Source organism: Janthinobacterium sp. ROICE36, from assembly GCF_002869965.1.
Taxonomy (GTDB): Bacteria; Pseudomonadota; Gammaproteobacteria; order Burkholderiales; family Burkholderiaceae_D; genus Janthinobacterium.
Genome location: NZ_PEBS01000009.1, coordinates 1 through 23,587, shown reverse-complemented (window position 1 = coordinate 23,587; position 23,587 = coordinate 1). Strand labels below are relative to the sequence as shown.

The 23,587-nt window shown below is 61.6% G+C and carries 22 protein-coding genes and 2 tRNA genes; 14 read left to right on the top strand and 10 right to left on the bottom strand.

Translation table 11 applies throughout. The features are described 5' to 3' along the window. The first annotated feature begins 153 nt into the window (after positions 1-153). Entirely contained in the window at positions 154-1,227 is a 1,074-nt protein-coding gene (locus CSZ94_RS05645; protein ID WP_102120617.1) for a serine hydrolase, read from the top strand. Between the two features lie 53 nt (positions 1,228-1,280). Here the strand turns inward: CSZ94_RS05645 and CSZ94_RS05640 are convergent, their stop codons facing one another. After that, positions 1,281-2,060: an IclR family transcriptional regulator gene (locus CSZ94_RS05640; RefSeq protein ID WP_046685991.1), complete on the bottom strand. Its 780-nt coding sequence runs from the start codon at positions 2,058-2,060 to the stop codon at positions 1,281-1,283. Positions 2,061-2,213: 153 nt separating this feature from the next. Between CSZ94_RS05640 and CSZ94_RS05635 the strand changes: the two genes are divergently transcribed. The 9 genes from CSZ94_RS05635 to CSZ94_RS05600 all read left to right on the top strand — a co-directional run bounded on the left by CSZ94_RS05635 (position 2,214) and on the right by CSZ94_RS05600 (position 9,135). Beyond that, positions 2,214-2,597: a diacylglycerol kinase gene (locus CSZ94_RS05635; RefSeq protein WP_102120616.1), complete on the top strand. Its 384-nt coding sequence runs from the start codon at positions 2,214-2,216 to the stop codon at positions 2,595-2,597. A 130-nt stretch (positions 2,598-2,727) separates the two neighbouring features. After that, positions 2,728-2,850, top strand: coding sequence for a hypothetical protein (locus CSZ94_RS28480; protein WP_258000795.1), 123 nt, complete (start codon positions 2,728-2,730; stop codon positions 2,848-2,850). 3 nt (positions 2,851-2,853) lie between these two features. Next, positions 2,854-3,732 (top strand): sulfate ABC transporter substrate-binding protein, encoded by an 879-nt coding sequence (locus tag CSZ94_RS05630; protein ID WP_258000794.1) that lies wholly within the window; start codon positions 2,854-2,856, stop codon positions 3,730-3,732. 53 nt (positions 3,733-3,785) lie between these two features. Beyond that, positions 3,786-4,352, top strand: a complete 567-nt coding sequence (locus CSZ94_RS05625; protein WP_102120615.1) for an RBBP9/YdeN family alpha/beta hydrolase — start codon at positions 3,786-3,788, stop codon at positions 4,350-4,352. 42 nt (positions 4,353-4,394) lie between these two features. Next, on the top strand, positions 4,395-5,060 hold the full coding sequence (locus tag CSZ94_RS05620) for a peroxiredoxin (protein WP_102120614.1): 666 nt from the start codon (positions 4,395-4,397) through the stop codon (positions 5,058-5,060). A gap of 263 nt (positions 5,061-5,323) precedes the next feature. Beyond that, complete coding sequence (gene cysT / locus CSZ94_RS05615) at positions 5,324-6,193, top strand: sulfate ABC transporter permease subunit CysT (protein ID WP_102120613.1); 870 nt, start codon at positions 5,324-5,326, stop codon at positions 6,191-6,193. Next, positions 6,190-7,116, top strand: coding sequence for a sulfate ABC transporter permease subunit CysW (gene cysW / locus CSZ94_RS05610; protein WP_102120612.1), 927 nt, complete (start codon positions 6,190-6,192; stop codon positions 7,114-7,116). Before cysT ends, cysW begins: the two co-directional genes overlap by 4 nt. Before the next feature lies 1 nt (position 7,117). Next, a complete protein-coding gene (locus tag CSZ94_RS05605; protein WP_102120611.1) occupies positions 7,118-8,188 on the top strand; it encodes a sulfate/molybdate ABC transporter ATP-binding protein in 1,071 nt (356 codons plus the stop codon). Between the two features lie 14 nt (positions 8,189-8,202). Next, on the top strand, positions 8,203-9,135 hold the full coding sequence (locus CSZ94_RS05600; RefSeq protein WP_102120610.1) for a CysB family HTH-type transcriptional regulator: 933 nt from the start codon (positions 8,203-8,205) through the stop codon (positions 9,133-9,135). Here CSZ94_RS05600 and CSZ94_RS05595 read toward each other — a convergent pair. The 5 genes from CSZ94_RS05595 to CSZ94_RS05575 form a co-directional block, all read right to left on the bottom strand. Further along, the gene (locus tag CSZ94_RS05595) at positions 9,132-9,485 is read right to left on the bottom strand and encodes an MmcQ/YjbR family DNA-binding protein (protein WP_102120609.1); all 354 of its coding nucleotides are present in this window, start codon (positions 9,483-9,485) and stop codon (positions 9,132-9,134) included. The two genes, CSZ94_RS05600 and CSZ94_RS05595, sit on opposite strands and share 4 nt — an antisense overlap. Continuing rightward, the gene (locus CSZ94_RS05590; RefSeq protein ID WP_102120608.1) at positions 9,482-10,093 is read right to left on the bottom strand and encodes an immunity protein Imm33 domain-containing protein; all 612 of its coding nucleotides are present in this window, start codon (positions 10,091-10,093) and stop codon (positions 9,482-9,484) included. The genes CSZ94_RS05595 and CSZ94_RS05590 overlap by 4 nt, the downstream gene beginning before the upstream one ends. Positions 10,094-10,231: 138 nt before the next feature. Beyond that, positions 10,232-12,655, bottom strand: coding sequence for a TonB-dependent receptor plug domain-containing protein (locus CSZ94_RS05585; protein ID WP_102120607.1), 2,424 nt, complete (start codon positions 12,653-12,655; stop codon positions 10,232-10,234). 276 nt (positions 12,656-12,931) lie between these two features. Beyond that, on the bottom strand, positions 12,932-13,978 hold the full coding sequence (locus tag CSZ94_RS05580; protein WP_102120679.1) for an aldo/keto reductase: 1,047 nt from the start codon (positions 13,976-13,978) through the stop codon (positions 12,932-12,934). Beyond that, a complete protein-coding gene (locus CSZ94_RS05575) occupies positions 13,978-15,027 on the bottom strand; it encodes a quinone-dependent dihydroorotate dehydrogenase (RefSeq protein WP_102120606.1) in 1,050 nt (349 codons plus the stop codon). Before CSZ94_RS05575 ends, CSZ94_RS05580 begins: the two co-directional genes overlap by 1 nt. 182 nt (positions 15,028-15,209) lie before the next feature. Here CSZ94_RS05575 and CSZ94_RS05570 point away from each other — a divergent pair, with 182 nt between their 5' ends. Continuing rightward, positions 15,210-18,521, top strand: a complete 3,312-nt coding sequence (locus CSZ94_RS05570) for a S41 family peptidase (protein ID WP_102120605.1) — start codon at positions 15,210-15,212, stop codon at positions 18,519-18,521. 79 nt (positions 18,522-18,600) lie between these two features. On the opposite strand, the gene CSZ94_RS05565 is transcribed toward CSZ94_RS05570, so the two are convergent. The 3 genes from CSZ94_RS05565 to CSZ94_RS05555 are packed head-to-tail and all read right to left on the bottom strand — an operon-like array spanning position 18,601 to position 20,709. After that, on the bottom strand, positions 18,601-19,323 hold the full coding sequence (locus CSZ94_RS05565; RefSeq protein ID WP_102120604.1) for an arginyltransferase: 723 nt from the start codon (positions 19,321-19,323) through the stop codon (positions 18,601-18,603). A 60-nt stretch (positions 19,324-19,383) separates the two neighbouring features. Then, positions 19,384-20,100, bottom strand: coding sequence for a leucyl/phenylalanyl-tRNA--protein transferase (aat, locus tag CSZ94_RS05560; protein ID WP_102120603.1), 717 nt, complete (start codon positions 20,098-20,100; stop codon positions 19,384-19,386). A 30-nt stretch (positions 20,101-20,130) separates the two neighbouring features. After that, positions 20,131-20,709 carry an NUDIX hydrolase gene (locus tag CSZ94_RS05555; protein WP_102120602.1) on the bottom strand — a complete coding sequence of 193 codons (579 nt, stop codon included), beginning with the start codon at positions 20,707-20,709 and terminating at the stop codon, positions 20,131-20,133. A 185-nt stretch (positions 20,710-20,894) separates the two neighbouring features. Here CSZ94_RS05555 and CSZ94_RS05550 point away from each other — a divergent pair. Beyond that, positions 20,895-20,971 (top strand) — tRNA-Met (locus tag CSZ94_RS05550). Positions 20,972-21,113: 142 nt separating this feature from the next. After that, a tRNA-Met gene (locus CSZ94_RS05545) sits at positions 21,114-21,190 on the top strand. 59 nt (positions 21,191-21,249) lie between these two features. Here the strand turns inward: CSZ94_RS05545 and CSZ94_RS05540 are convergent. Then, a complete protein-coding gene (locus CSZ94_RS05540; RefSeq protein WP_102120601.1) occupies positions 21,250-22,038 on the bottom strand; it encodes a helix-turn-helix transcriptional regulator in 789 nt (262 codons plus the stop codon). Between the two features lie 110 nt (positions 22,039-22,148). On the opposite strand from CSZ94_RS05540, the gene CSZ94_RS05535 reads away from it, so the two are divergent. Then, positions 22,149-23,345, top strand: coding sequence for an MFS transporter (locus tag CSZ94_RS05535; RefSeq protein ID WP_258000793.1), 1,197 nt, complete (start codon positions 22,149-22,151; stop codon positions 23,343-23,345). Positions 23,346-23,587: the final 242 nt, after the last annotated feature.

The following is a 23,587-nucleotide window of genomic DNA, read 5'->3' as shown; positions in this document are numbered from 1 at the left end:
AAACAGTCGATTAAGGATGAGTTTGTTTGCTGATTGACAATGATTTGTATTTCGTTGCTGCAATAAATACTGTCCCAACTGTTAAATTGGCTTGCGATTACTCTGCATTTCGCTACACTGCAATAAGGCAACAGCTTCACGGGGAATTATCGAATGGCTAAGTTTAAACTTGCGCTGGGTGTGCTGGCTTCCCTGCTGTTTGCGTTGGCACCGGCTGCGGCCGTGCACGCCAGGGAAGCGAACGGCAAATCCTCAGCCTCCAAGAAACACAACACCAAGAAAGTCAAAGTCGTGCTGCGCAAGGGCGCGACGGCCGCGCCGCGTGACAAGACCGTGCGCCGGGTCGTCATGGTGCGCGGCAAACGCAAGGTCATCTATCAAAAAGTCAGCAGCGTGGCCGTGCCCATGGCCGCGCCGATGCCCACCATGGGCGACTTGGCCGGCCTGAACCTGACGCGCGATCCGCTCGACCTCAAATCGAGCGTGGCGCTGGTGCTGGACCAGGCCAATTCGGAAGTGCTGTTTGAAAAGAATTCCAATGTGGCCCTGCCCATCGCCTCCATCACCAAGATGATGACGGGTCTGGTGGTGGTCGAAGCGCGCCAGGACATGGATGAATTGCTGACGATCACGGACGAAGACGTCGATCGCGCCAAGTTCAGCAGCTCACGCCTGAAGGTGGGCTCACAATTGACGCGCGCCAATATGCTGCATATCGCCCTGATGAGCTCGGAAAACCGCGCCGCCTCGGCGTTGGGCCGCAATTATCCGGGCGGCTTGCCGGCCTTTGTCGACGTCATGAACAGCAAGGCGCGCCAGCTGGGCATGCTCGATACGCATTACGTCGATTCCAGCGGCTTGTCGAAAATGAACGTGGCCAGCGCGCGCGACCTGGGCAAGCTGGCCATGGCCGCCTTCCGCCATCCGCTGCTGCGCGAGTATTCGACGGACCCGAAAGCCATCGTCGAAGCCAGCGGCCAGCCCATGCAGTTTGGCAATACGAATCGCCTGGTGGCCAATCCCGGCTGGGAAATCGGCTTGCAAAAGACGGGTTTCATCAATGAGGCGGGACGTTGCTTGATGATGCAGGCCGTCATCGAAGGACGGGCCGTGATCATGGTCTTCCTCGATTCCAAGGGGAAACAGTCGCGCACGGCCGATGCGGGGCGCATGCGCAAGTGGCTGGAAGCCTTGAAACCAGCCAACATGAGTCTGCCTGGCGGTTGACAATTCCATGGCGGCGTTGACCGGGGTCTGACCCGTCGGATCAGACCCCAGCTTTAATCCTGTGGGATAAATCCCAAGGTGACGGAAATCTGGTTCGCCGTTTCCACTAGGTCGACCAGCCACTCATCCTGCAGGCGGTCGGCCGGGGCGGAAATCGACAGGCCGGCGATCAGCTTGCCCGAGTCGTCGCGGATGCCGGCGGCCATGCAGCGCACGCCCAGCTCCAGCTCTTCATTGTCGCGCGCATAGCCGCGTTCGCGCACCAGGCTCAGCTCGCGCTCGAGTTTTTGCAGATCCGTGATGGAATTTTTGTTGTGCCCGGCCAATCCCGTGCGCGTGGCATATGCGCGGATGGCTTTCGGCTCATCCACGGAGAGGAACAACTTACCTGTCGAGGTCAGGTGCAGCGGACCGCGGCCACCGATGGCGCGCACCACCTGCATGCCCGAGCGCTCGGAAAAGGCACGGTCGATGTAGACAATCTCGTCGCCCTGGCGCACGGACAGGTTGATGGTTTGCTGGGTTTTCTTGTGCAACTGGCGCATGAAGTCCAGTGCCGCTTCGCGTACGCTGAGGCGGCTTTTCACTACATTGCCCAGTTCCAGCAGGCGCATGCCCAGCCGATACGTGCCCGGTTCGATGCGGTCGACAAAGCGCGTCAGCACCATGTCGTTGAGGATGCGGTGCGCCGTCGAGGGGTGCAAGCCGGAAACCTTGGACAATTCCTTCAGGCTGACCGGGTCGGAATATTTGGCCAGGGCATCGAGCAGGGCGACCATGCGTTCGATCACCTGGATCGTCGTCTTTGGAGCTGCGACCGGTTCAATTTTCATGATGGATTTGGTGCAATGCAGTATTCATTCTTCTTTATACCATGATGTGAAAAAATAGTGAAATGTTCCGAGATATTCAGCGAATAAATTGTCACAATTCTCATGCCGACCCTCATAATTGGCGACTGCACGGACTTTGGACCACGGAAAACTATGCAACCTGTAAATGAATTCAAGAGCAAAAGTGGCTTGAAACGGATTTTTGCCGCCTTTTTCTATTCGCTCGATGGCTTGAAGGCGGCCTGGCGCCATGAACACGCGTTTCGCCAAGAACTGGGTTTGTTCGTGGTCGGCACGGTGATCGCCTTGCTGCTGCGCATCTCGGCCTTTGAAAAACTGCTGCTGATCGGCGTGCTGCTGCTGGTCTTGATCATCGAATTGATCAATTCCGCGCTGGAAGCCGTGGTCGACCGCATCTCGCTGGAGCGTCATCCGCTGTCGAAAAACGCCAAGGACTTCGGCAGCGCCGCCGTGCTGCTGACTTGCATCCTGGCCTTTGCTACCTGGGCCGTTGTATTGTTTAACCATTTTTATTAACTGCTTTATCCCCGTTACGCGCCGTGCATATGCGGAAATTGCATATCAAACCGCGAAACGCTTCGTTCTCTTTGCGGCCGTTGCGCCGTAATCTGGTGGCTCTGGAAGTTCAACCACACGGGGATCTTAGATGCTGTCGAAAAAAATCATCATTGCCGCCGCCCTCAGCGCGTTTGCCATTCTGCAAGCGGCGCAGGCTGCCGATATCACCCTGCTCAACGTGTCGTATGACCCGACGCGCGAGCTGTACTAGGATGTGAACACGGCATTTGCCAAGGAGTGGAAAGGCAAGACGGGCGACAACGTCAAGATCAAGCAATCGCACGGCGGTTCCGGCAAACAGGCGCGTGCCGTCATCGACGGCCTGGAAGCGGACGTGGTGACCCTGGCCCTGGCCTACGACATCGATGCGCTGGCCGAGCACAAGCTGCTGGCCGCCGACTGGCAAAAGCGTTTGACGCACAACAGCGCGCCTTACACTTCGACCATCGTGTTCCTGGTGCGCAAGGGCAATCCGAAAGGCATCAAGGATTGGAACGACTTGATCAAGCCGGGCGTGTCCGTCATCACGCCAAACCCGAAAACCTCGGGCGGCGCCCGCTGGAATCATCTGGCCGCCTGGGGCTATGCCTTGCGCCAGCCGGGCGGCAACGAAGCCAAGGCCAAGGATTTCCTCGGCAAACTGTATAAGAACGTGCCCGTGCTCGATTCCGGCGCGCGCGGCGCCACCACCACCTTTGTCGAACGGGGCATCGGCGACGTGCTGATCGCCTGGGAAAACGAAGCTTACCTGGCCGTCAAGGAACTGGGCCCGACCAAGTTCGATATCATCACGCCGTCCGTCAGCATCCTGGCCGAGCCGCCCGTCGCCGTCGTCGACAAATTTGCCGACAAGCACGGTACGCGCAAGGTGGCCGAGGCTTACCTGAACTACCTGTACACGGACGAAGCGCAAGACATCATCGCCAAGAATTACTACCGTCCGGCAACGGACAAGGCGGCGAAGAAATACGCGTCCCAGTTTGCCAAGGTCAAGCTGTTCACCATCGAGCAAGTGGCCGGCGGCTGGACGGCAGCACAGAAGGCACACTTTGCCGATGGCGGTATCTTCGACCAGATTTATCAGCCGAAGTAATCTTCACCGGCAGGCGGCAATGCTTGCCGGCATCGATCACGCAAGGATCCATCATGGCGCTGCGCAGCTTTTCCGATTACCGGGTACTGATCGTGCCGGGCTTGCATAACAGCGGTCCCGAGCACTGGCAGAGTCGCTGGCAGCGCCTGTATCCGCAATTCGAGCGGGTCGAGCAGGACCACTGGAACGAACCCGACCTGGCCACCTGGTCGGCGCGCCTGGACCAGGTGCGGCGGCAAGATGCGCGCCCGACCCTGATCGTCGCCCACAGTTTCGGCTGCCTGACGACGGCGCACAGCCTGGCCCGCGACCCGCACGGCGTGGCTGGCGTGCTGCTGGCGGGACCTGCCGATCCGCACAAGTTTGGCGTGGCCAAGGCATTGCCGCAAAAGCGCTTTCCTTGCCCCGGCATATTGATCGCCAGCCAGACGGACCCGTGGATGACGGCCGAGCACGCGGCGCAGTGGGCACGGCGCTGGAATTGCCAGTATATTGATGGCGGTGCGCTGGGCCATATCAATGCCGAGTCGCGCCTTGGTGACTGGGTCTACGGCCAGGCGCAACTGCAAACACTGTTTGATCTGGCGCAAAGCGATAAACGCCACCGTCAGGCAGCCTGATTCGACGAACATCCCGCCACACAACTTTTCAAGGAGATCACGATGACTTTACGCCTGGGCGATGTCGCCCCTGATTTTGAACAAGACAGCTCGATCGGCACGCTCAAGTTCCACGCGTGGGCCGGCAATTCCTGGGTGGTACTGTTTTCCCACCCTGCCGACTTTACCCCCGTGTGCACGACGGAACTGGGCCTGACAGCCAAGCTCAAGCCGGAATTTGACAAGCGCAACGTGAAAGCCATCGCCCTGTCCGTGGACGCGGCCGAGTCGCACAAGAGCTGGATCAAGGATATCGAAGAGACGCAAAATACGGTCGTGGGTTTCCCCATCATCGCCGACGTCGACAAGAAAGTGTCGGTGCTGTACGACATGATCCACCCGGAGCAATCCGTCACGGCCACCGTGCGCTCCGTCTTCATCATCGACCCGAACAAGAAAGTACGGCTGATCCTCACGTATCCGCTGAGCACGGGCCGCAACTTCAATGAAATCCTGCGCGTCCTCGATGCTCTGCAATTGACGGATGGCTACACGGTGGACACGCCCGGTAACTGGCAAGATGGCGACGACGTCATCATCCCCTTGACCGTGCAAGACCCGGACGTGATCAAGCAGAAATATCCGAAGGGATTTACGGCTGCGAAACCATCCCTGCGCTTGACGCCGCAGCCGAACAAGAAAGAACGGGGTCAGTCGCTTCGCGATTAAAATGCGTCCTACTAGGACGCTTTTCCCCGCCGGGTCTGACCCCAGCCGTCAAGGTGTTGGGTTTAGTGTGTGCCCACCCCAACCCCACCCCAAAAGCCGGGGTCGGACCCGCAAGGTCCGACCCCTTTTTTTCGCCCGCAGATTCTGCAAGCAAGTATGCAAAATCCATCTAAGCAAATGAGAAATGGTTAGTTCTTTTTATAACGATTGCATGTGAATATTGCACTCTATAACTCAAAAATGTAATAAGAAGGAGTTTTTCTATGTCTGCAGGACCAGCATCAGCAGCGCCAGTCAAGGCGCGCGGCGCGCCGTTTCGGGTCATGCCGGGGTTTAAGTTGTCACTGGGCTTCACGCTCTTTTACCTGGCCTTGATCGTTCTCATTCCGCTCTCGTCGGTGTTCCTGAAAACCTTCACCATGACCTGGGACGCCTTCTTCAGCGCCGTCACGTCCGATCGCGTGATGGCGTCATACCAGCTGACATTTGGCGCCTCGCTGATCGCCGCCCTGCTGGACGTGGTGTTTGGCGGCATCCTGGCCTGGGTGTTGGTGCGCTATACATTCCCCGGCAAGCGCATCATCGATGCGCTGGTCGACTTGCCATTTGCCTTGCCGACGGCCGTGGCCGGCATCACCCTGACGGCCCTGTATTCGTCGAACGGCTGGTTCGGCCAGTTCATCGAAGGCGTGCTGGGCATCAAGGTGGCGTTCACGCCGCTGGGCGTGGTGGTGGCGCTGACCTTCATCGGCTTGCCCTTTGTCGTGCGCACCGTGCAACCGGTGCTGGAAGACGCGGAAAAGGAACTCGAAGAGGCGGCCGCCAGCCTGGGTGCCAATTCCCTGCAAACGTTTATCCGCGTCATCTTTCCCACGATTCTGCCGTCGCTGCTGACGGGCTTTGCGCTGGCCTTCGCCCGCGCCACGGGCGAGTACGGTTCCGTGATCTTTATCGCCGGCAACATGCCGATGGTGTCGGAAATCACACCGCTGTTCATTATTACCAAGCTGGAGCAATACGATTACGCGGGCGCCACGGCCATCGCCGTGGTGATGCTGGTGGTGTCCTTCCTGCTGTTGTTGACGATTAACCTGCTGCAAGCATGGACACGCGGAAAGGCGAAGAAATTATGAGTACCAATGTCTCTGCGGTGGCGAATGTGGAAGATGCGCGGCCAAAAGCGCGCCGTTTCGAACCGAGTGTCGGTCCCGTCGTGCTGGAACCCTTGTGGGTACGCACCGTCCTCATTACCATCGCCTTGCTGTTCCTGACGGCGTTCCTGATCGTGCCCCTGGTGGCCGTGTTTGCCGAAGCGTTCAAGAAGGGCTGGGAAGCGTATATCGCCGCCATCATCGATCCGGACGCAATTTCCGCCATCAAGCTGACCCTGATCACGGCGTCCATCGCCGTGCCGCTGAACCTGGTGTTCGGCGTGGCCGCCTCGTGGTGCATCGCCAAGTTTGAATTCCGCGGCAAGAGCATCCTGCTGACCCTGATCGACTTGCCGTTTTCCGTCTCGCCCGTGATTTCCGGCCTGATCTATGTGCTGATGTTTGGCGCCCAGGGCTGGTTCGGTCCGTGGCTGCAGGAACACGACATCAAGATCCTGTTTGCCGTGCCCGGCATTGTGCTGGCCACCATCTTCATTACCTTCCCTTTCGTCGCGCGCGAACTGATCCCGCTGATGCAGTCGCAGGGTAGCGAAGAGGAAGAGGCGGCACTCGTGCTGGGCGCCTCGGGTTGGAATACTTTCCGCCGCGTGACCTTGCCAAACATCAAGTGGGGTTTGCTGTACGGCGTGATCCTGTGCAATGCCCGCGCCATGGGCGAGTTCGGCGCCGTCTCCGTGGTCTCCGGCCATATCCGTGGAGAAACCAATACCATGCCGCTGCAAGTGGAGATTCTGTACAACGAGTACAACTTCGCCGCCGCGTTTGCCGTCGCCTCCCTGCTGGCCTTGTTGGCCCTGGTGACCCTGGCCTTGAAAGCCTTTATTGAGTGGCGTTTGAACGAGAGCGACGCCGACGATTCCGCCTTACGTTCTACGGAGCACTGATATGACCATCGCAGTCAACAACATCCACAAGCGTTTCGGCGATTTCGTCGCCCTCGACAATATCTCGCTGGACTTTCCCGCCGGCGAACTGACGGCCCTGCTGGGCCCGTCCGGTTGCGGCAAGACAACCTTGCTGCGCATTATCGCCGGCCTGGAACACCCGGACAGCGGCCAGGTGCTGCTCGATGCGGAAGATGCGTCAAACCGCCACGTGCGCGAGCGGCAAGTCGGTTTCGTCTTTCAACACTATGCGCTGTTCAAGCACATGACCGTGTTTGAAAACGTGGCCTTTGGCTTGCGCGTGAAGTCGCGCAGCGAGCGCCCGTCGGAAGACCAGATCCGCCGCAAAGTCAAAGACTTGCTGGAACTGGTGCAGCTGGACTGGCTGGCCGACCGTTATCCGCCGCAACTGTCGGGCGGGCAACGCCAGCGTATCGCCCTGGCGCGCGCGCTGGCTGTCGAGCCCCGTGTGCTGCTGCTGGACGAACCGTTCGGCGCACTCGATGCCAAGGTGCGCAAGGAATTGCGCCGCTGGCTGCGCCGCCTGCACGACGACTTGCACGTGACCAGCATTTTTGTCACGCATGACCAGGAAGAGGCGCTGGAAGTGGCGGACCAGGTCGTGCTGATGAGCAAGGGTACCGTCGAGCAACTCGGTTCCCCGGAACAAGTTTACAACCACCCGGCTTCGCCCTTCGTGTATGGCTTCCTGGGCAACGTCAACCTGTTCCACGGCCGCGTGCATGACGGCGTGATGGCCACCGGTGACGCCAGCTTCGACGTGCCCGATTATGCGGGCGTGAGCGACAGCAAGGGCACGGCCTATGTGCGTCCGCACGACCTGGAAATCGACCGTTACACGCAGGGCGCCGAAGGCATCGTGGTCAAGCTGAGCCGCGCCCATGCGATCGGCCCGCTGGCCCAGCTGGACTTGCAGCGCGTCGATAACAGCGAACTGATCGAAGCGGTGATGTCGAACGAGCGTTTTACCCATCTGCAGCTGAAAGAGGGCGAGACCTTGGTCGTGCGCCCGAAACGATTACACGTGTTCGTTGAACCGACAAGAACCTGAGAGGCTGGAACACTATGAATTTTCAACAACTGCGCTCCATCCGCGAAGCGGCGCGCCGCGGCTACAACCTGACAGAAGTGGCGAACGCCCTGTTCACGTCGCAGCCGGGCGTGAGCCGGCAGATACGCGAACTCGAGGACGAGCTGGGCGTGGTCATCTTCGAGCGCAACGGCAAGCGCTTGACGGGCTTGACCGAGCCGGGCAAGGGCATTTTGAAAATCGTCGACCGCCTCTTGATCGAGGCGGAAAACCTGCAGCAGGCCAGCCTGGAATACAGCGGCCAGACCAGCGGCACCTTATCGGTGGCGGCCACGCACACGCAGGCGCGCTATGCGCTGCCGAAAGTGGTGCAAGGCTTTCGCGCCGCCTTCCCCGACGTGCGTATTGCGCTACAACAAAGCGCGCCTGAACATATCGCGGAATGGGTGCTGTCAGGCAAGACTGATATCGGCATCGCCACGGAAGGCCTGAGCCAGTTCCACGACCTGGTGTCGTTCCCATGCTACCGCTGGAGCCATTTGATCGTCGTGCCGGACGGCCACCCGCTGCTCGAACATACACCTATCCGCCTGGAAGACCTGGCGAAATACCCGTTGATTACCTACGACAAGGGTTTCACGGGCCGCGGCCATATCGATGACGCGTTCGCCAAGGCGGGCGTGGCCACCGATATTATTTTGACGGCCATGGATTCCGACGTCATCAAGCAATACGTGGCGCTGGGCATGGGCGTGGGCATCGTGGCATCGATGGCCTTCGACCACGGCCGTGACAAGGGCTTGCGGGCGGTGGAGGCGTCGCATTTGTTCGCCACCAACACGACGCGCCTGGCGGTGCGCCGTGGCGCCTACCTGCGCACCTACGCCTACGAGTTCATCCTGCAACTGGCGCCGGACCTGACGCGCGCAGACATCGACCGCGCCATGGCGGGCGAGGAAGCCCTCTAGCCGATGGTTGCCCGCTGCGCGCGCGTCAGGCTGGCCACGGCGCGCGCGTAGCTATCTTGCACCAGCTCGGCCAGGTAATCGGCCGGGAAGCGTGTCACATCGACGATGGTGACCCAGTGAAAGCGGCCCATGTAGCGGGCCGGTTTGACGCCGGGCATGTCCGTCAGTTCAATAAAGCGTTCCGCGCTGACCCGCAGGCTGAAGCGCCACTGCTCCGGTGCGTTGGTCTTAAAGTAGGCAAATTTCTTGCCGCTCACTTCAAGCACGAGGATGTTCGACGGCGCACCGTACAGTACGGCTTGCGCGCCGGGCAGGGCCGCGCAAAATTGCTTCAGTTCATCGCTTGTCATTCCTCAACCGCCATGAATTGTTGCGTGCTGTGGTCGAAGGCATATGCCGACCCGGCCGGAGCATCGAGCAGGCGGATGAAACGGTCATCCACGCTGAGCACGGCACCGATCGATACCAGGGCCACGTTGGCGCTGTCGTTGATGTAGTCGTCGCTCTCGTCGTTGGCCGTGAAGCGCCAGCCGCTGTCGTCGTCGTTGTCCGGCTCCTCGCGGTACAGATAGCCGACGGGCGCGCCGTCTTCCAGCACGCGTTTTGTGACGAAACACAGGCCCGCATAACGGTTGACCAGATTGTCGTCATCGTCGTGTTGCGTATTGATGATGTGGCGCGCTTCGAAGGCGATGGGGTCTTTGGCGTGCAGATCGGCGATGTAGCCGGGCATGTTGTCGAGCTTGCCCGTGAAGTGGCCATGCGCTTCCAGCGTCTCCACCAGCACCCACATGCGCTCGGCACCCGGCGCTTGCGTATCGTCGCTGTGGAAGGCGAAGATCAGCTTGACCACGTCGCCGGGGCGCACCTGGGCGATGGCCTCGGGTGGCGATTTGTAAAAAGTGTAGGGATGGCGCGCCGCCAGATGGGCGGCGTCGGTCAGATGCCAGCTGGGCATGGTATTCCGTCGTCAGAGTGGGGGAATGTCCATGGTAGCCGATTGCTTGCCAGGATGGCCACCCATACGCCAAGGGGGCATGCCGGAATAAAAAACGGGAGGCAGATGCCTCCCGTGCTGCGTTGCTATTGCCGGCGATTACCAGCTATAACCCGCCTTGGCGTAGTAATAGCGGCCGTTGAAGCCGTTCGGCGCGAAGATGCTGTACGGCTGGGTGCCGTTGACATTCAGGTTGCCGTTGCTGGTCACTTGTGCGGGGTAGCGGTTGCTGACGTTGTCGATGCCGGCTACCACGCGCCAGTTCTTGCCCAGCTTCACGGAACCGGACACATCCAGCACCCATTGTGGATCATACGTCTGGTCCAGCTTGACATCGTTCTGCGGCACGGTGAAGCTGCCGTAGCGCGTCACGACGCCGTGCGCATTCCAGATGCCGAAACCGTAGTCCGCGGCCAGGCTGAACTTGTCCTTCGGCGACGCCACCGTGATGCGGTCGATGCTCTGGCGGTCGATCAGTTTCAGGTTGTTGGCCGTGAGGATGGCCGGATTGTCGGCGATTTTCTGCACCGTGCTCTTGTTATGGTTGTACGCCACGGTGAGGTCCAGGCGGTCCTTGTCTTGCAGGTCGATGCGGTAGGTGCTGACGATGTCCACGCCTTGCGTGCGCGTGTCGACGGCGTTGGTGAAGTAGCGTCCCGAACCCACCGGCGTGCCCTGTGCTGCCAGGATGTTCTTCAAAGCATTGCTGAGGATCAGATTGGCCGAGAACAGGATGCGGTTGTCGATGTCGATGCGGTAGGCATCCACTGTCGTCGTGAAGTTGCGGCTGGGCTGGAATTGCAGGCCCAGGCTGTAGTTGCGGGCCTTTTCCGGTTTCAGGTCTTGCGCACCGAGGGCGCGCGCCTGCGGCGTATTGACGGCAAAGGTACCCGTCTCGATCGGTGTGTTGACGCCGTTGACGACCTGGAAGTTGGTGGTGGTGATGGTGTAGTACTGCTGTGCCAGCGATGGCGCGCGGAAGCCGCTCGACACGGTGCCGCGCAGGGACAGGGCATCGGTGAACGCATAGCGGGCCGAACCCTTGGCCGAGGTCGTGCTGCCGAAATCGCTGTAGCGTTCATGGCGCAGGGCCACGCCACCGGACAGGTTTTTCGTCGCTTCCGCTTCCAGGTTCACATAGATCGACTCGTTGTGGCGCGAATGGCTGCCTGCGTTGGCAGGACGGAAGCCGGCAAAGCCTTGCGAGCCGCCGCCTGTGTACGACGCTTCGTCGCCTGCACCGATGCTGTACTTTTCATGCCGCGCTTCGGCACCCACGGCTACCGTCAGCGGTCCCGTAAAGTAAGCAACGGGAAATTCGCGCGCGGCATCGAGGTTGAATACCGTTTGTTCGTTTTTCAGCGACCCGGCATAGAAATGCGTGGGGCTGGCTGCGCCCAGCGACTGGTTGACCGTGTTGTCCAGGTCCAGTTCGAACTTGTTGCTGCCGTAATTGATGCTGGCATCCCAGCGCCAGCCGGCCGCCTCGCCGCGCAAGCCCGTGACGATGGACTGGTCGGTCAGGGTGCTGTTTTGCAGCGGCAGGAAGCCTTCCGGGAAGAGCGGCGTGCGCTGGACGAACAGCTTCGCATTATTTGGGTCAGCGATCAGCGCCGTGCGCCAGGTGGCGGCGGCCGAGGTGTCGCGCTTGCCGTAATTGCCGAAGGCGTACCAGTCCACATTGTCATTGATGCGGTATTCGCTGTTGAGGAATATCGTCGCCGGCTTGCTTTCTGGGTCGCCATAGCGCTGGTTGACCTTGCCATAGCGCGGTTCCAGCGGATTGCGGAAGTCAGCGCCGGCGCGGTTGGTCGGATCGCGTTCGGCCACTTCCGCCGAGACACGCACCCAGCCGTCGTCGCCCAGGGCGAAGCCGGCCGAACCCTTGATGGATTTTTGCTTGCCGTCGCGTTCCTGCGTCTGGCCATAGCCCACTTCGATATCGCCGCCGGCCGCGCCTTTTTTCAGGATGATGTTGATCACGCCGGCAATCGCGTCGGAGCCGTACTGGGCCGCCGCGCCATCGCGCAGCACTTCCACGTGGTCGATGGCGGCCAGGGGAATGGCGTTCAGGTCGACGGGCGCCGAACCCCGGCCCAGCGAGCCGTTGACGTTGACCACGGCCGAAGTGTAGCGGCGCTTGCCGTTCACCAGCACCAGGGTCTGGTCGGGCGACAGGCCGCGCAGCTGGGCCGGACGCACGGCGTCGCTGGCGTCGGCGCCCGTGGCGCGGGCAAAGTTCAGCGATGGCAGCAGGCGCGCCAACACGGTGGCCAGTTCGCCCGAACCCGTGCTTTGCAGGTCGCGCGAGGTGAGGATGTCGATCGGCGATTCGGAATCGATGGTGCGGCGGTTCTTGGCGAAGGTGCCGGGGACTACCACCGATTGCAATTCCCCTTCGGCCGGCAGCTCTTGCTGCGCTTGCACATGCATGGGCAGGGTGAAGCAGGCGATCAGGCTGGCGGCGAGGACGGTTTTTACGGGGAGGGCGGGAAGCTGGCAGCGGGCGGTGCTTGAACTCATCGACAATATCTCTTCGGTTAGTGGTTGCGCGGACCATGGCGGTCCGGTGACGAAATCAGCCTATCAGCGGGCGAACGGCCTGCTTACGAATCGTTCTGTCTATCGATATGCAATAAATATCTGATGCACGTAAAAATGGCGCGAGTAGCGCATATGGCCTTGTGTCCAGCATACGACCGGGCATGGCAAGGCTGCAATGCTGCACAGCAGTAAATGGGTAGCTGTTGTATAAATACGACTATAGGGAATGAACGTTGCAGGCCTGGCGGCGCATGTCTACTGACCCGGATTGGGCGCGCTGGCGTGGATGGCGTCGACGGCCGCCACCAGTTCCGGCGACAAGGTGACTTGATGCGCATCGATATTGTGCTGCAGCTGCTGCACGCTGGTGGCGCCGATGATGGTGGCGGCCACGAACCAGCGCGTATAGCACCAGGCCAGCGCCAGTTGCGCCGGCGTCAAGCCGTGCGCGCGGGCCAGCGCCGCATACTGGCTGGCTGCCGCGATGGTGGCGGGGCGCACGTAGCGGGGACTCCAGCCGGCAGGGAAGCGCGTCAGGCGGCCCTTGGCCTGCGGATCGTCGAGGTATTTCGCCGTCAGCTGGCCGAACGCCAGCGGACTGTAGGCCAGCAAGCCGACGTTCTCGCGGTGGCAGGTTTCGTCGAGCAGGCTGGTCTCGAAATGGCGCGCCGTCAGGTTGTACAGGTTCTGGATGGACGCGATGCGCGGCAAGCCTTTCAGCTCGGCCTGCTTAATGAATTCGCACACGCCCCACGACGATTCGTTCGACACGCCGATGTGGCCGATCTTGCCTTCCTCGACCAGCTTGCCCAGCACGGCCAAAGTATCTTCGATGGCGACCGAGGCATGTTCCTTGCGTGGGTTGTAGACGCTGGCGCCGAAGATGGGCAGGTTGCGGCTGGGCCAGTGCAATTGATACAGGTCGATGTGCTCCGTCTGCAGCCGGCGCAGGCTGTCTTCGACGGCGGCGCGGATGTTGACCGCGTCGTGGTCCGTCTTGCCCTTGCGTATCCAGTGCATGCGCGAGTTCGGCCCGGCTACTTTGCTGGCCAGGACGATGTCGCCGCGCCTGCCGCTTTTCTTCAGCCAGCTGCCGATATGGCGCTCGGTGCTGCCCTGCGTCTGTGCGCTGGCCATCACCGGATACATCTCCGCCGTGTCGATGAAGTTGATGCCCCGTTCCAGCGCGTAATCGAGCTGGCTGTGCGCTTCGGCTTCCGAATTCTGTTCGCCGAAGGTCATCGTGCCCAGGCAGATCGTGCTCACTTCCAGGCTGCTGGAACCGAGTCTGACCTTCGCTATCATGCTGGCTGTTTGCCGCGAAGCGCGCGCGCGCAATCCTTGATCAAGGCCGGACCGGCGTAAATCATGCCGCTGTACAGCTGCACCAGTTGCGCGCCGGAATCGAACTTGGCCAAGGCATCCTTGCCCTGCATGATGCCGCCCACGCCGATGATGGGCAGGGCGTCGCCCAGTTCCGCCTTCAGCAGGCGGATGACATTGTTCGACAGTTCGAACACGGGCGCGCCCGACAGGCCGCCTGCTTCGGCGCCATGCGGCATGCCTTCGACGGCGCTGCGCGACAGGGTCGTGTTGGTGGCGATGACGCCGTCGATGCGGTGGCGCGTGAGCGATTCGGCGATGCTTTTCACCTGCTCGCCATCCATGTCCGGGGCGATCTTCAGGGCCAGCGGCACGTAGCGCTTGTGCTGGTCGGCCAGGCGCGCCTGCGCTTGCTTCAGCTGCGACAGCAGGGCGTCGAGTTCCGACGCGCCTTGCAACTGGCGCAAATTCTTGGTGTTCGGCGACGAGATGTTCACCGTCACATAGCTGGCGTAGGGGTAGACTTTTTCCAGGCATAGCAGGTAGTCGTCGGCTGCCCGTTCGATGGGCGTATCGGCGTTCTTGCCGATGTTCAGACCCAGCACGCCGGCGCGGTTCTGGTAAAACTTCGACGCCTGCACGTTGGCCACGAAGGCGTCCACGCCGCCGTTGTTAAAGCCCATGCGGTTAATGATGCCCTGCGCCTGCGGCAGGCGGAACATGCGCGGTTTCGGATTGCCGGCCTGCGCGCGCGGCGTGACGGTACCCACTTCGATGGAGCCAAAACCCAGGTCGGCCAGCGCGTCGATATAAGCGCCATCCTTGTCCAGACCAGCGGCCAGGCCCACGGGATTGGGGAAGGTGATGCCCATCACCGTGCGCGGATCAAGAGCAGGTTTTCCTGCCAGCTTCGTCAGGCCCAGCGCGCTGGCGCGTTTCAGGGCGGGCAGGGTGAGATGGTGGGCCGCTTCGGCATCCATCGAAAACAGCAGCGGGCGGGCGAGGGAGTACAGGAATTTTTCAGACATGGGGCGCTTTGAGTAGGTGTGCGGGCCAATGGAAAGGGCTGACGGCCGGCTATGTAATTGGCGGTATTTTACCGTGTTCCGCGCCGGCTCCGGTGTATAGTTGTCATTGGCCTCAAGCAATATTGAGTCCAGCCCAGACTGTTGACATCCTCTGTTTTCTTACACAATAAGCGAGACATCGATTGAAAAAGACACGCATCTTGACGGCCATCGCCGCCGCCAGCGCACTGCTGCTGAGCCACCCGGCCCTGGCCCTGCCCAATACCCAAGACACCCGCATGCTGAGCGAACCGGCCGTCTCCAGCCGCCATATCGCCTTCATCTATGCGGGCGATGTGTGGCTGTCGAACCTGGACGGCGGCGGCGCGCGGCGATTGACGTCCGACCTGGGCTACAAGTCCAACCCCGTGTTCTCGCCCGACGGCAGCCTGATCGCGTATAGCGCCAGCATCGACGGCAATGTCGACGTGTATGTGATCGCGGCGGCAGGCGGCGTGCCGCGCCGCCTGACTTTCCACCCGGGTGTTGATCTGGCGCAATCGTTCACGCCCGATGGTCAGGCCGTGATGTTCACCTCGCCCCGCGCCGCCTTCAACAACCGCTTTCAGAAGTTGTTGACGGTGCCGGTGGCGGGCGGCGTGGAAACGCAGCTGGAGATTCCCAACGCGTCGCGCGCCGCGTATTCGCCGGACGGCAAGCGCATTGCGTACAACCCGTTGGCGCCCGCCTTCAAGCAATGGAAGCGCTACCGGGGCGGCACCAATTCCTGGCTGTGGCTGTTTTCGTCCAGCGACAAATCCATCGAAAAAATCCCCCAGCCGAGCACCCGCTCGAACGACGTCGACCCGATGTGGCTGGGCGACAGCGTGTACTTTCGCTCCGACCGCAACGGCGAATTCAACCTGTTTGCCTATGACGTCAAGACCAAGGCCGTGCGCCAGCTGACGCAGCACAAGGATTTTCCCGTGTTGAACGCGTCGGCGGCGAACGGCACGATCGTCTACGAGCAGGCCGGCTATTTGCACGCCTTCGATATCGCCAGCGGCCAGGCGCATAAACTCACCATCGGCGTGGCCAGCGACCTGGGGCAGACGCGCCCGCGCTGGGTCAAGAATGCGAAATACATCCGCGATGCGTCGATTTCGCCGTCGGGCGCGCGCGTCGCCTTCGAATACCGGGGCGAGATCGTCACCATCCCCGCCGACAAGGGCGACGTGCGCAATCTGACGCAGACGGCCGGCGCCCACGAGCGCACGCCCATCTGGTCGCCAGACGGCCGCTCGGTCGGGTATTTCTCGGACGAATCGGGCGAGTATGAATTGCATGTGCGGGCGCAGGACGGCAAGGGCGCCGTGCGCAAGTTCAAGCTCCATGGCAGCGGCTTCTATGACAACGCCGTCTGGTCGCCCGACAGCAAGAAGATTGCATTCGCCGACAATGGCTGGAACATGTACGTGATCGACGTCGGCACTGGCAAGCTGCAAAGAATAGCCACGGAGCCGATGTATGGCGTCGACAAAAGCATGCGCGCCTCGTGGGCCCCTGATTCGCGCTGGCTGGCCTACACGCTCAATTCGCCCACCTACACGCGCAGCGCCTACATCTATTCCATCGAGCAGAACAAGTCCATGCCCGTGACCGATGGCCTGTCCGACGTGGCCGAACCCGTGTTCGACAAGAGCGGCAAATACCTGTACTTCTTCGCTTCGACGAATGCAGGCCCCAGCAATAACTGGTTCTCGCAGCAGAATGAAGACAACCTGGTGACGCGCACGGTCTGGATGGCCGTGCTGCGGCGCGACCTGCCTTCGCCACTGATCAAGGAAAGCGACGAGGAAAAGGCGGCCAGCGCGGAGCCGAAGAAGGAGGCGACGAAAGACGAACCGGAGGCGAAGAGCGAACCGAAGGTCGATCCGAAGACGGGCCGCGACGACCCGAAAGTGGTGGTGGCGCCCGTGGCGCCGATCCACATCGATTTCGACGGCATCGCCACGCGCATCGTCGACTTGCCGCTGCCGGCCGCGCAGTTCTCCAGCCTGGCCGCCGGCGCCGCAGGGCAGATCTTTTTGCTGCGCGAAAGCGATGGCAAGAAGGCCGTGCAGCGCTTTGATTTAAAAGAGCGCAAGGCGGAAACCGTGGTGGCCGAGGCGGACGATTTCGACGTGTCGGCCGATGGCAAGAAGCTGCTGTACCGCCAGAAGGATAAGTGGGCCATGGGCTCGGCCACGGGCAAGCTGCTGGTGCCGGGCGAAGGCAAAATCAAGGTCGACGCCATCGAGGTAAAAGCCGATCCGCGCGCCGAGTGGACGCAGATTTTCAATGAAGTCTGGCGCATCAATCGCGATTACTTTTATGATCCGGGCATGCATGGCGTGGACTGGAAGGCCATGCGCGACAAGTACGCCGTCTTCCTGCCCGAGCTGTCCAGCCGCGCCGACCTGAATCGTTTGATACAGTGGATGTGCAGCGAACTGGCCGTGGGCCACCACCGCGGTGGCGGCGGCGACGATTTTATCGAGGCGAAGAAGGTGCCGGGCGGGCTTCTGGGCGCCGACTACGAGGTGAGCGACGGACATTACCGCTTCAAGAAAGTGTATGGCGGCTTGAACTGGAATCCGGCCCTGCGCGCCCCGCTGACGGAGCCGGGCCTGAACGTGAAGGCGGGCGAATTTCTGCTGGCCGTCGATAGCCGCCCTTTGTTGCCGCCCACTAACTTGTACAGCGCCTTTGAAAACACGGCCGGCAAGGCCATCGACCTGACCGTGGGGCCGTCGGCCGACGGCAAGGGTGCGCGCACGATCACCGTGGTGCCCGTGCCGACCGAGGATGCCTTGCGCAACCGCGATTGGATCGAAGGCAATATGCGCAAGGTCAATGCGGCGACGGGCGGCAAGGTGGCATACGTGTACGTGCCGAATACGGCGGGCCTGGGTCATACCTACTTCAAGCGCTATTTCTTCCCGCAGGCGGACAAGCAGGCCATCATCGTCGACGAGCGTTTCAACGGCGGCGGCAGCGTGGCCGATTACTACATCGAGATCCTGCAGAGGAAGGAAATCGCCTGGTGGAGCATGCGCTATGGCGCCGACATGAAGACGCCGTCGGCCTCCATCCAGGGGCCGCGCGCCATGCTGATCGACGAGACGGCCGGTTCGGGCGGCGACCTGCTGCCGTGGATGTTCCGCAAAAACAATATGGGTCCGTTGATCGGCAAGGCTACCTGGGGCGGTCTGGTGGGCGTGCTGGGCTTCCCCGTGCTGATGGATGGCGGCTTCATCACGGCGCCGAATCTGGCATTCTGGACGCGCGAGAACGGCTGGGGCGTGGAAAACGAAGGCGTGCCGCCCGATATCGAAGTCGAACAAACGCCGGCCGACGTCATCGCCGGCCGTGATCCGCAGCTGGAAAAAGCGATTGAGGTGATCCAGGCCGAACTGGCGAAGAATCCGCCCGCGCGGCCTGCACGACCGGCGTTTCCGGACAAGAGCAAGTAAGGCGGCAATTCAAACCCACCAGCAAGGGCCGGGGTCGTACCTTCAGGGTACGACCCCAGTGTCTGCCGTTGGGTTTAATTTACAGGATCACCCACTGCCCCTTGATGCGCGCTTCCAGCGGCTTGAAGTTGATTTTATAGGCCATTTTCGAGCTTTGCGCGATCCAGTAACCCAGGTAGATATACGGCAGGCCCAGTTCGCGCGCCTGGGCGATTTGCCACAGCACGTTGTAGGTGCCGTAGGAGGCGCCCGGCACGTCCGGATCAAAAAAAGTGTAGACGGATGACAGGCCATCGGCCAGTACGTCGATGATGCTGACCATGCGCAGGGTGCCTTCGGCATCGCGAAATTCCACCAGACGCGTGTTGACCCGGCTTTGCAGCAAAAATTGCGCGTACTGGTCGCGGCTGTCCTGGTCCATGCCGCCGCCCGCGTGGCGCGTGCTCTGGTAGCGCAGGTACAGCTCATAGTGCTCGTCAAGGAAGGACAGGCTGGCCACGCCCGCCTGCAGGTCGGCGTGCCGGCTCCAGGCGCGGCGCTGGTTGCGATTGGGCGTGAAGGACTGCGCCACCACGCGCACGGGGATGCAGGCCTGGCAGCCGTCGCAATACGGGCGGTAGGTAAAGATGCCGCTGCGGCGAAAGCCGTTGCGCACCAGTTCCGAATACACGTCGCTGTTGATCAGGTGCGAAGGCGTGGCGACCTGCGAGCGGGCCTGGCGGTCGTCCAGGTAGCTGCACGGGTAGGGTGCCGTCGTGTAGAACTGCAGGGTGGCAAACGGTAGTTCGTTCAGGTGCGTCATGCTGATCCTGTCTGGTCTGGCCGCGGCAATGGATGTCTGCGTGCAGATATCATAGCTTTTTTATGCGGGCGGCGCAGCATGCCAGTCGGTGATTTGCGCTGTTTCAATGGCGCTGCGTACGTGGGCCAGGAAGCGCGCGCGTGAAATGGGCGCCGCGCCCAGCGAAGCCAGGTGTTTTGTTTCTTGCTGGCAGTCAATCATGGTCACGCCGCGCGCCTTCAAAAAGCGCACCAGCTGCGCCAGCGCGATCTTCGAACCATCCGTGACGCGGGCGAACATCGATTCGCCATAGAACATGCGCCCGATCGACACGCCATACGCGCCGCCCACCAGTTCACCATCGAGCCACAGTTCCGACGAGTGCGCGTAGCCCAGTTTGTGCAAGCCCGTGTAGCCGGCGATGATCTCGTCCGAGATCCAGGTGCCCGGGCCATCCTTGCGCGGCGCAGCGCAGGCGCGCAACACCGCTTCGAAATCGCCGTCGAAGCGCAATTGCCAGCGCCCGTCCGTGGCGGCGCTGCGCTCGACCTTGCGGATCGCCTTGGCCAGGCTGTCGGACACTTTGAAGTTTTCCGTCATCAGCACCATGCGCGGATCGGTGCTCCACCACAGGATGGGCTGGCCTTCGGAAAACCAGGGGAAGATGCCGTGCCGGTAAGCGTCGAGCAGGCGCGCGGGCGACAGGTCGGCGCCGGCCGCCAGCAGGCCGGGCGCTTCGTCCGTCAGGGCGCGCGAGACGTCGGGAAAGGGGGTGTGGATGTCGAGCCAGGGAATCATGCGGTGTCAAATGTGGCAGGTGGCAGGGGCTTACTCGGCATCCGTGCGCGCCATCGGGCGCGTGATGTCGCCCGTATGGACGCCATAGCTGCCGCCTTCGCGGATTTTCACGCGGTCGGCAAAGAACAGTTCCAGGGTGGCGCGGATGGTGGGGAAGGCCAGGTCATCCCAGGGAATCTGGGCTTCCGTAAACAGCTGCACCTCCAGGCTTTCGATGCCCGGTGCGAAATCGAGGTCGCGCAAACGCGCCAGGTAGAACAGGTGCACCTGGTGCACGCGCTGCACGTTGAGCAGCGAAAACAGGGGGCCCAGTTCGATATTGGCGCCCGCTTCTTCCACCGTTTCACGCTCGGCCGCGTCCGACGTGGTCTCATCGTTTTCCATGAAGCCGGCCGGCAGGGTCCAGTAACCCAGGCGCGGCTCGATGGCGCGCTTGCATAGCAAGACCTGCAGCTGGCCTTCCTCTTCCCACACGGGGATCGAGCCGACCACCATTTTCGGGTTCTGGTAATGGATGGCGTCGCAGTTGGCGCAGACATAGCGCGGACGGTTGTCGCCTTCCGGAATGGACAGGCTGACAGGATGGGCGCATTCGGAGCAGAATTTCATGGGCGGGCTTAGGAAAATGGGTGTCTAGTGTAACGCTTACTGTACACCGATTGCGCGCGACGTGGCGTGACAGGCGGACACAATGCCAATCGGCAATTGGCCGGATTTTTTCATTAAATGGCTCTATTGCAGTAGAAGTTGAGATAGCTATTGCCTAAGCCACCCGTTTGCCCTTATAATTCGAGTGCGGGGTGGAGCAGTCTGGCAGCTCGTCGGGCTCATAACCCGAAGGTCGCAGGTTCAAATCCTGTCCCCGCAACCAATACCTGAAAGCCGCTGACTCTTGAAAAAGATCAGCGGCTTTTTTCATTGCTACCCAACGACAAACTCCGGAAGACGGGGCAGGAATGACATTGTCAATTCTTGCCCTTTACGCCGCGCAACAATCTGGTATATAATTCGAGTGCGGGGTGGAGCAGTCTGGCAGCTCGTCGGGCTCATAACCCGAAGGTCACAGGTTCAAATCCTGTCCCCGCAACCATTTCGAAGCCGCTGGCTCCTCGCAAGAGGGTCAGCGGTTTTTTCGTTGTGCGCTGCCGTTCACTGCGGCTGCTGGCGCGCATACACCACCAGCCGCAAGTGGCGGTCCGCATCGATGGTCAGCGAGGTGTGCTCATAGGCGACCTGCTCGCCGTCGACGTGCAGATGGCGCACGCCGGCGCAGGGCGCATGCACGTCATGGCGGCGCCACCACAGCTTGAACTCGGGCGACACTTTTTCCAGTTCTTCTACCAGCGCGTGGATATCGGCTTCCTGCGTGGCGCGCGCGTAGTCGCGGCGAAAGCTCGACAGCATCAGCGGCGCCTGCTCTTCCCAGCCGGCGAAGCGTGAGCGCAGCAGCGGATCGGTAAACAAGAGCCACAGCAGATTGCGGCGCGCGGCAGCATGCACGCCGAAGCCAAACAGGGCATCGGCTGCCCCGTTGAACGCCAGCACGTCCCAGCGCAAGTTGAGCACATAGGCTGGATGCGCCAGTTCGTGCATCAAGCGGCGCACCGGCGGCGGCACCACGCAATACGTCTTGCCCTCTTCGGCCGGCGGACGCGCATGCGCCAGCAGGAACAGGTGGCGCCGTTCGCCCCCGTCCAGCTTCAGCACTTCGGCCAGCTTGTCGAGAAAGGCGCTGGAGACGCCGATGTCGCGCCCCTGCTCCAGCCAGGTGTACCAGGTCAGCCCCACGCCGGCCAGCGCCGCCACCTCTTCGCGGCGCAAGCCCGGCGTCCTGCGCCGCCCGCCGCCGGGCAGGCCCACTTCCTCGGGCGACAGCCGCGCGCGCCGCGCCTGCAGGTAGGCGGCCAGTTCGTGGCGGGTGCGGGCCAAAGTGCGCATGGTGCTGTCTTTCCTGTGAGCCTGTTGCTATCAGTAATAGCATAAACAGTTAAATTGTAATTGTTTATATTGTATTCCAGAATACCTGCTTTCTTCCCGAAAGCTTGCCCATGTCTGACTATTTTTCTTCCGGTGCCGCAGCGCCTGCCGCCACCATGTTGCCTGCCACCGTCTACCTGATCGCCGTGGGCGCGTTCGCGCTGGGCATGGCGTCGTATGTGACGGCGGGCTTGATGCCGATGATCGCCAGTGCATTTTCTGTCTCCTTGGCGATGGCCGCGCAACTGGTGACGGCGTTTACTCTGGCCTATGGCCTCGGCTCGCCCCTGGCCATCGCCTTGCTGCCGGCGCGCGCGCAGCGTGCCGGCCTGTTGACCGCCCTGGCCGTGTTCGTGCTGGCGAACGGAGCCAGCGCGCTGGCGTCCGGTTTCAGCAGTTTGCTGGCATGGCGGGCCATGGCCGGCATCGGTGCCGGTGTCTACCTGGCGCTGGGCATCGCGGCGGCGGCCCGCGTGTCGGCGCCGCAGCAGCGGGGCAAGGCCATCGGCGTGATCATGGGTGGCATGGCGGGCGGCACGGTGCTGGGCGTGCCATTGAGCTTGCTGCTGGCGCAGCAGCTGGGCTGGACGGCGGCCCTGTGGCTGGTCGCCATTCTCGGCGCGCTGGCGCTCGCGGGCTTGCTGTGGAAGCTGCCCGCGCTGCCGACGGTATCGGCCATGCCGCTGCGCCGCAAGCTGGCCTTGCTGGCCGACGGGCAGGTGCTGGCTATCCTGATGGTATCGCTGCTGGCGGCGATTGCCAGCCTGGGCATGTACACGTTTATTGCACCGTTGCTGGCATGGTCTGCGCACGGTGCAGTGATTTCCGCCACGCCCTTCCTGTGGGCCTGGGGCGTGGGGGGGATCGTTGGCAGCGTACTGGTCGGGCCATGGGCGGACAAAGTGGCGGCACCGAAACTGACGCTGTTCATCTTGCTGTTGCTGGTGTTGGCCTTGTGCGCGCTGCCGCTGGCGGCAGGCTGGTCGGCCTGGCTGATGCTGGCGCCGATTGCGCTGTGGGGCGCGGCGGGCTGGGCCCTGCAAGTGCCGCAGAACCAGCGGTTGCTGGCCGTACGTGCGCGGCAGGGCGACGGCAACCTGGCCATCGCCCTCAACGAATCGGCGCTGTATCTGGGCAGCGCCATCGCCGCCACCACGGGCGGCTTGTTGCTCCTGCTTAACTGGCCCATGTGGTTGCTGGCCGCCGCCGCCGCCGCCGTGGCCATCGCCGCGCTGCTATTGCAGCTCCCCGCCGCGCGGCGCTCCTAACAGGGTGTTGAAAAAGGACCCCAGTCCTTCGGATTTTGTCGCCAGACATGCGAATTTTTCGGGCTGGAAGCCGCATTTTGCCTAAAAAGCAGTTTTCAGCCACTTTTCAGGCCGTTTTTTGACATTTTTTAGCGCTTTCCGTACTCTATGGACGGAGTTATCCAACCACCGCCGATAAACGCCAGCCAAAGATCGTCGCCATGCGCGTCAGGTTGTAAGCGGCGAAAGTGAACGTGGTTTGT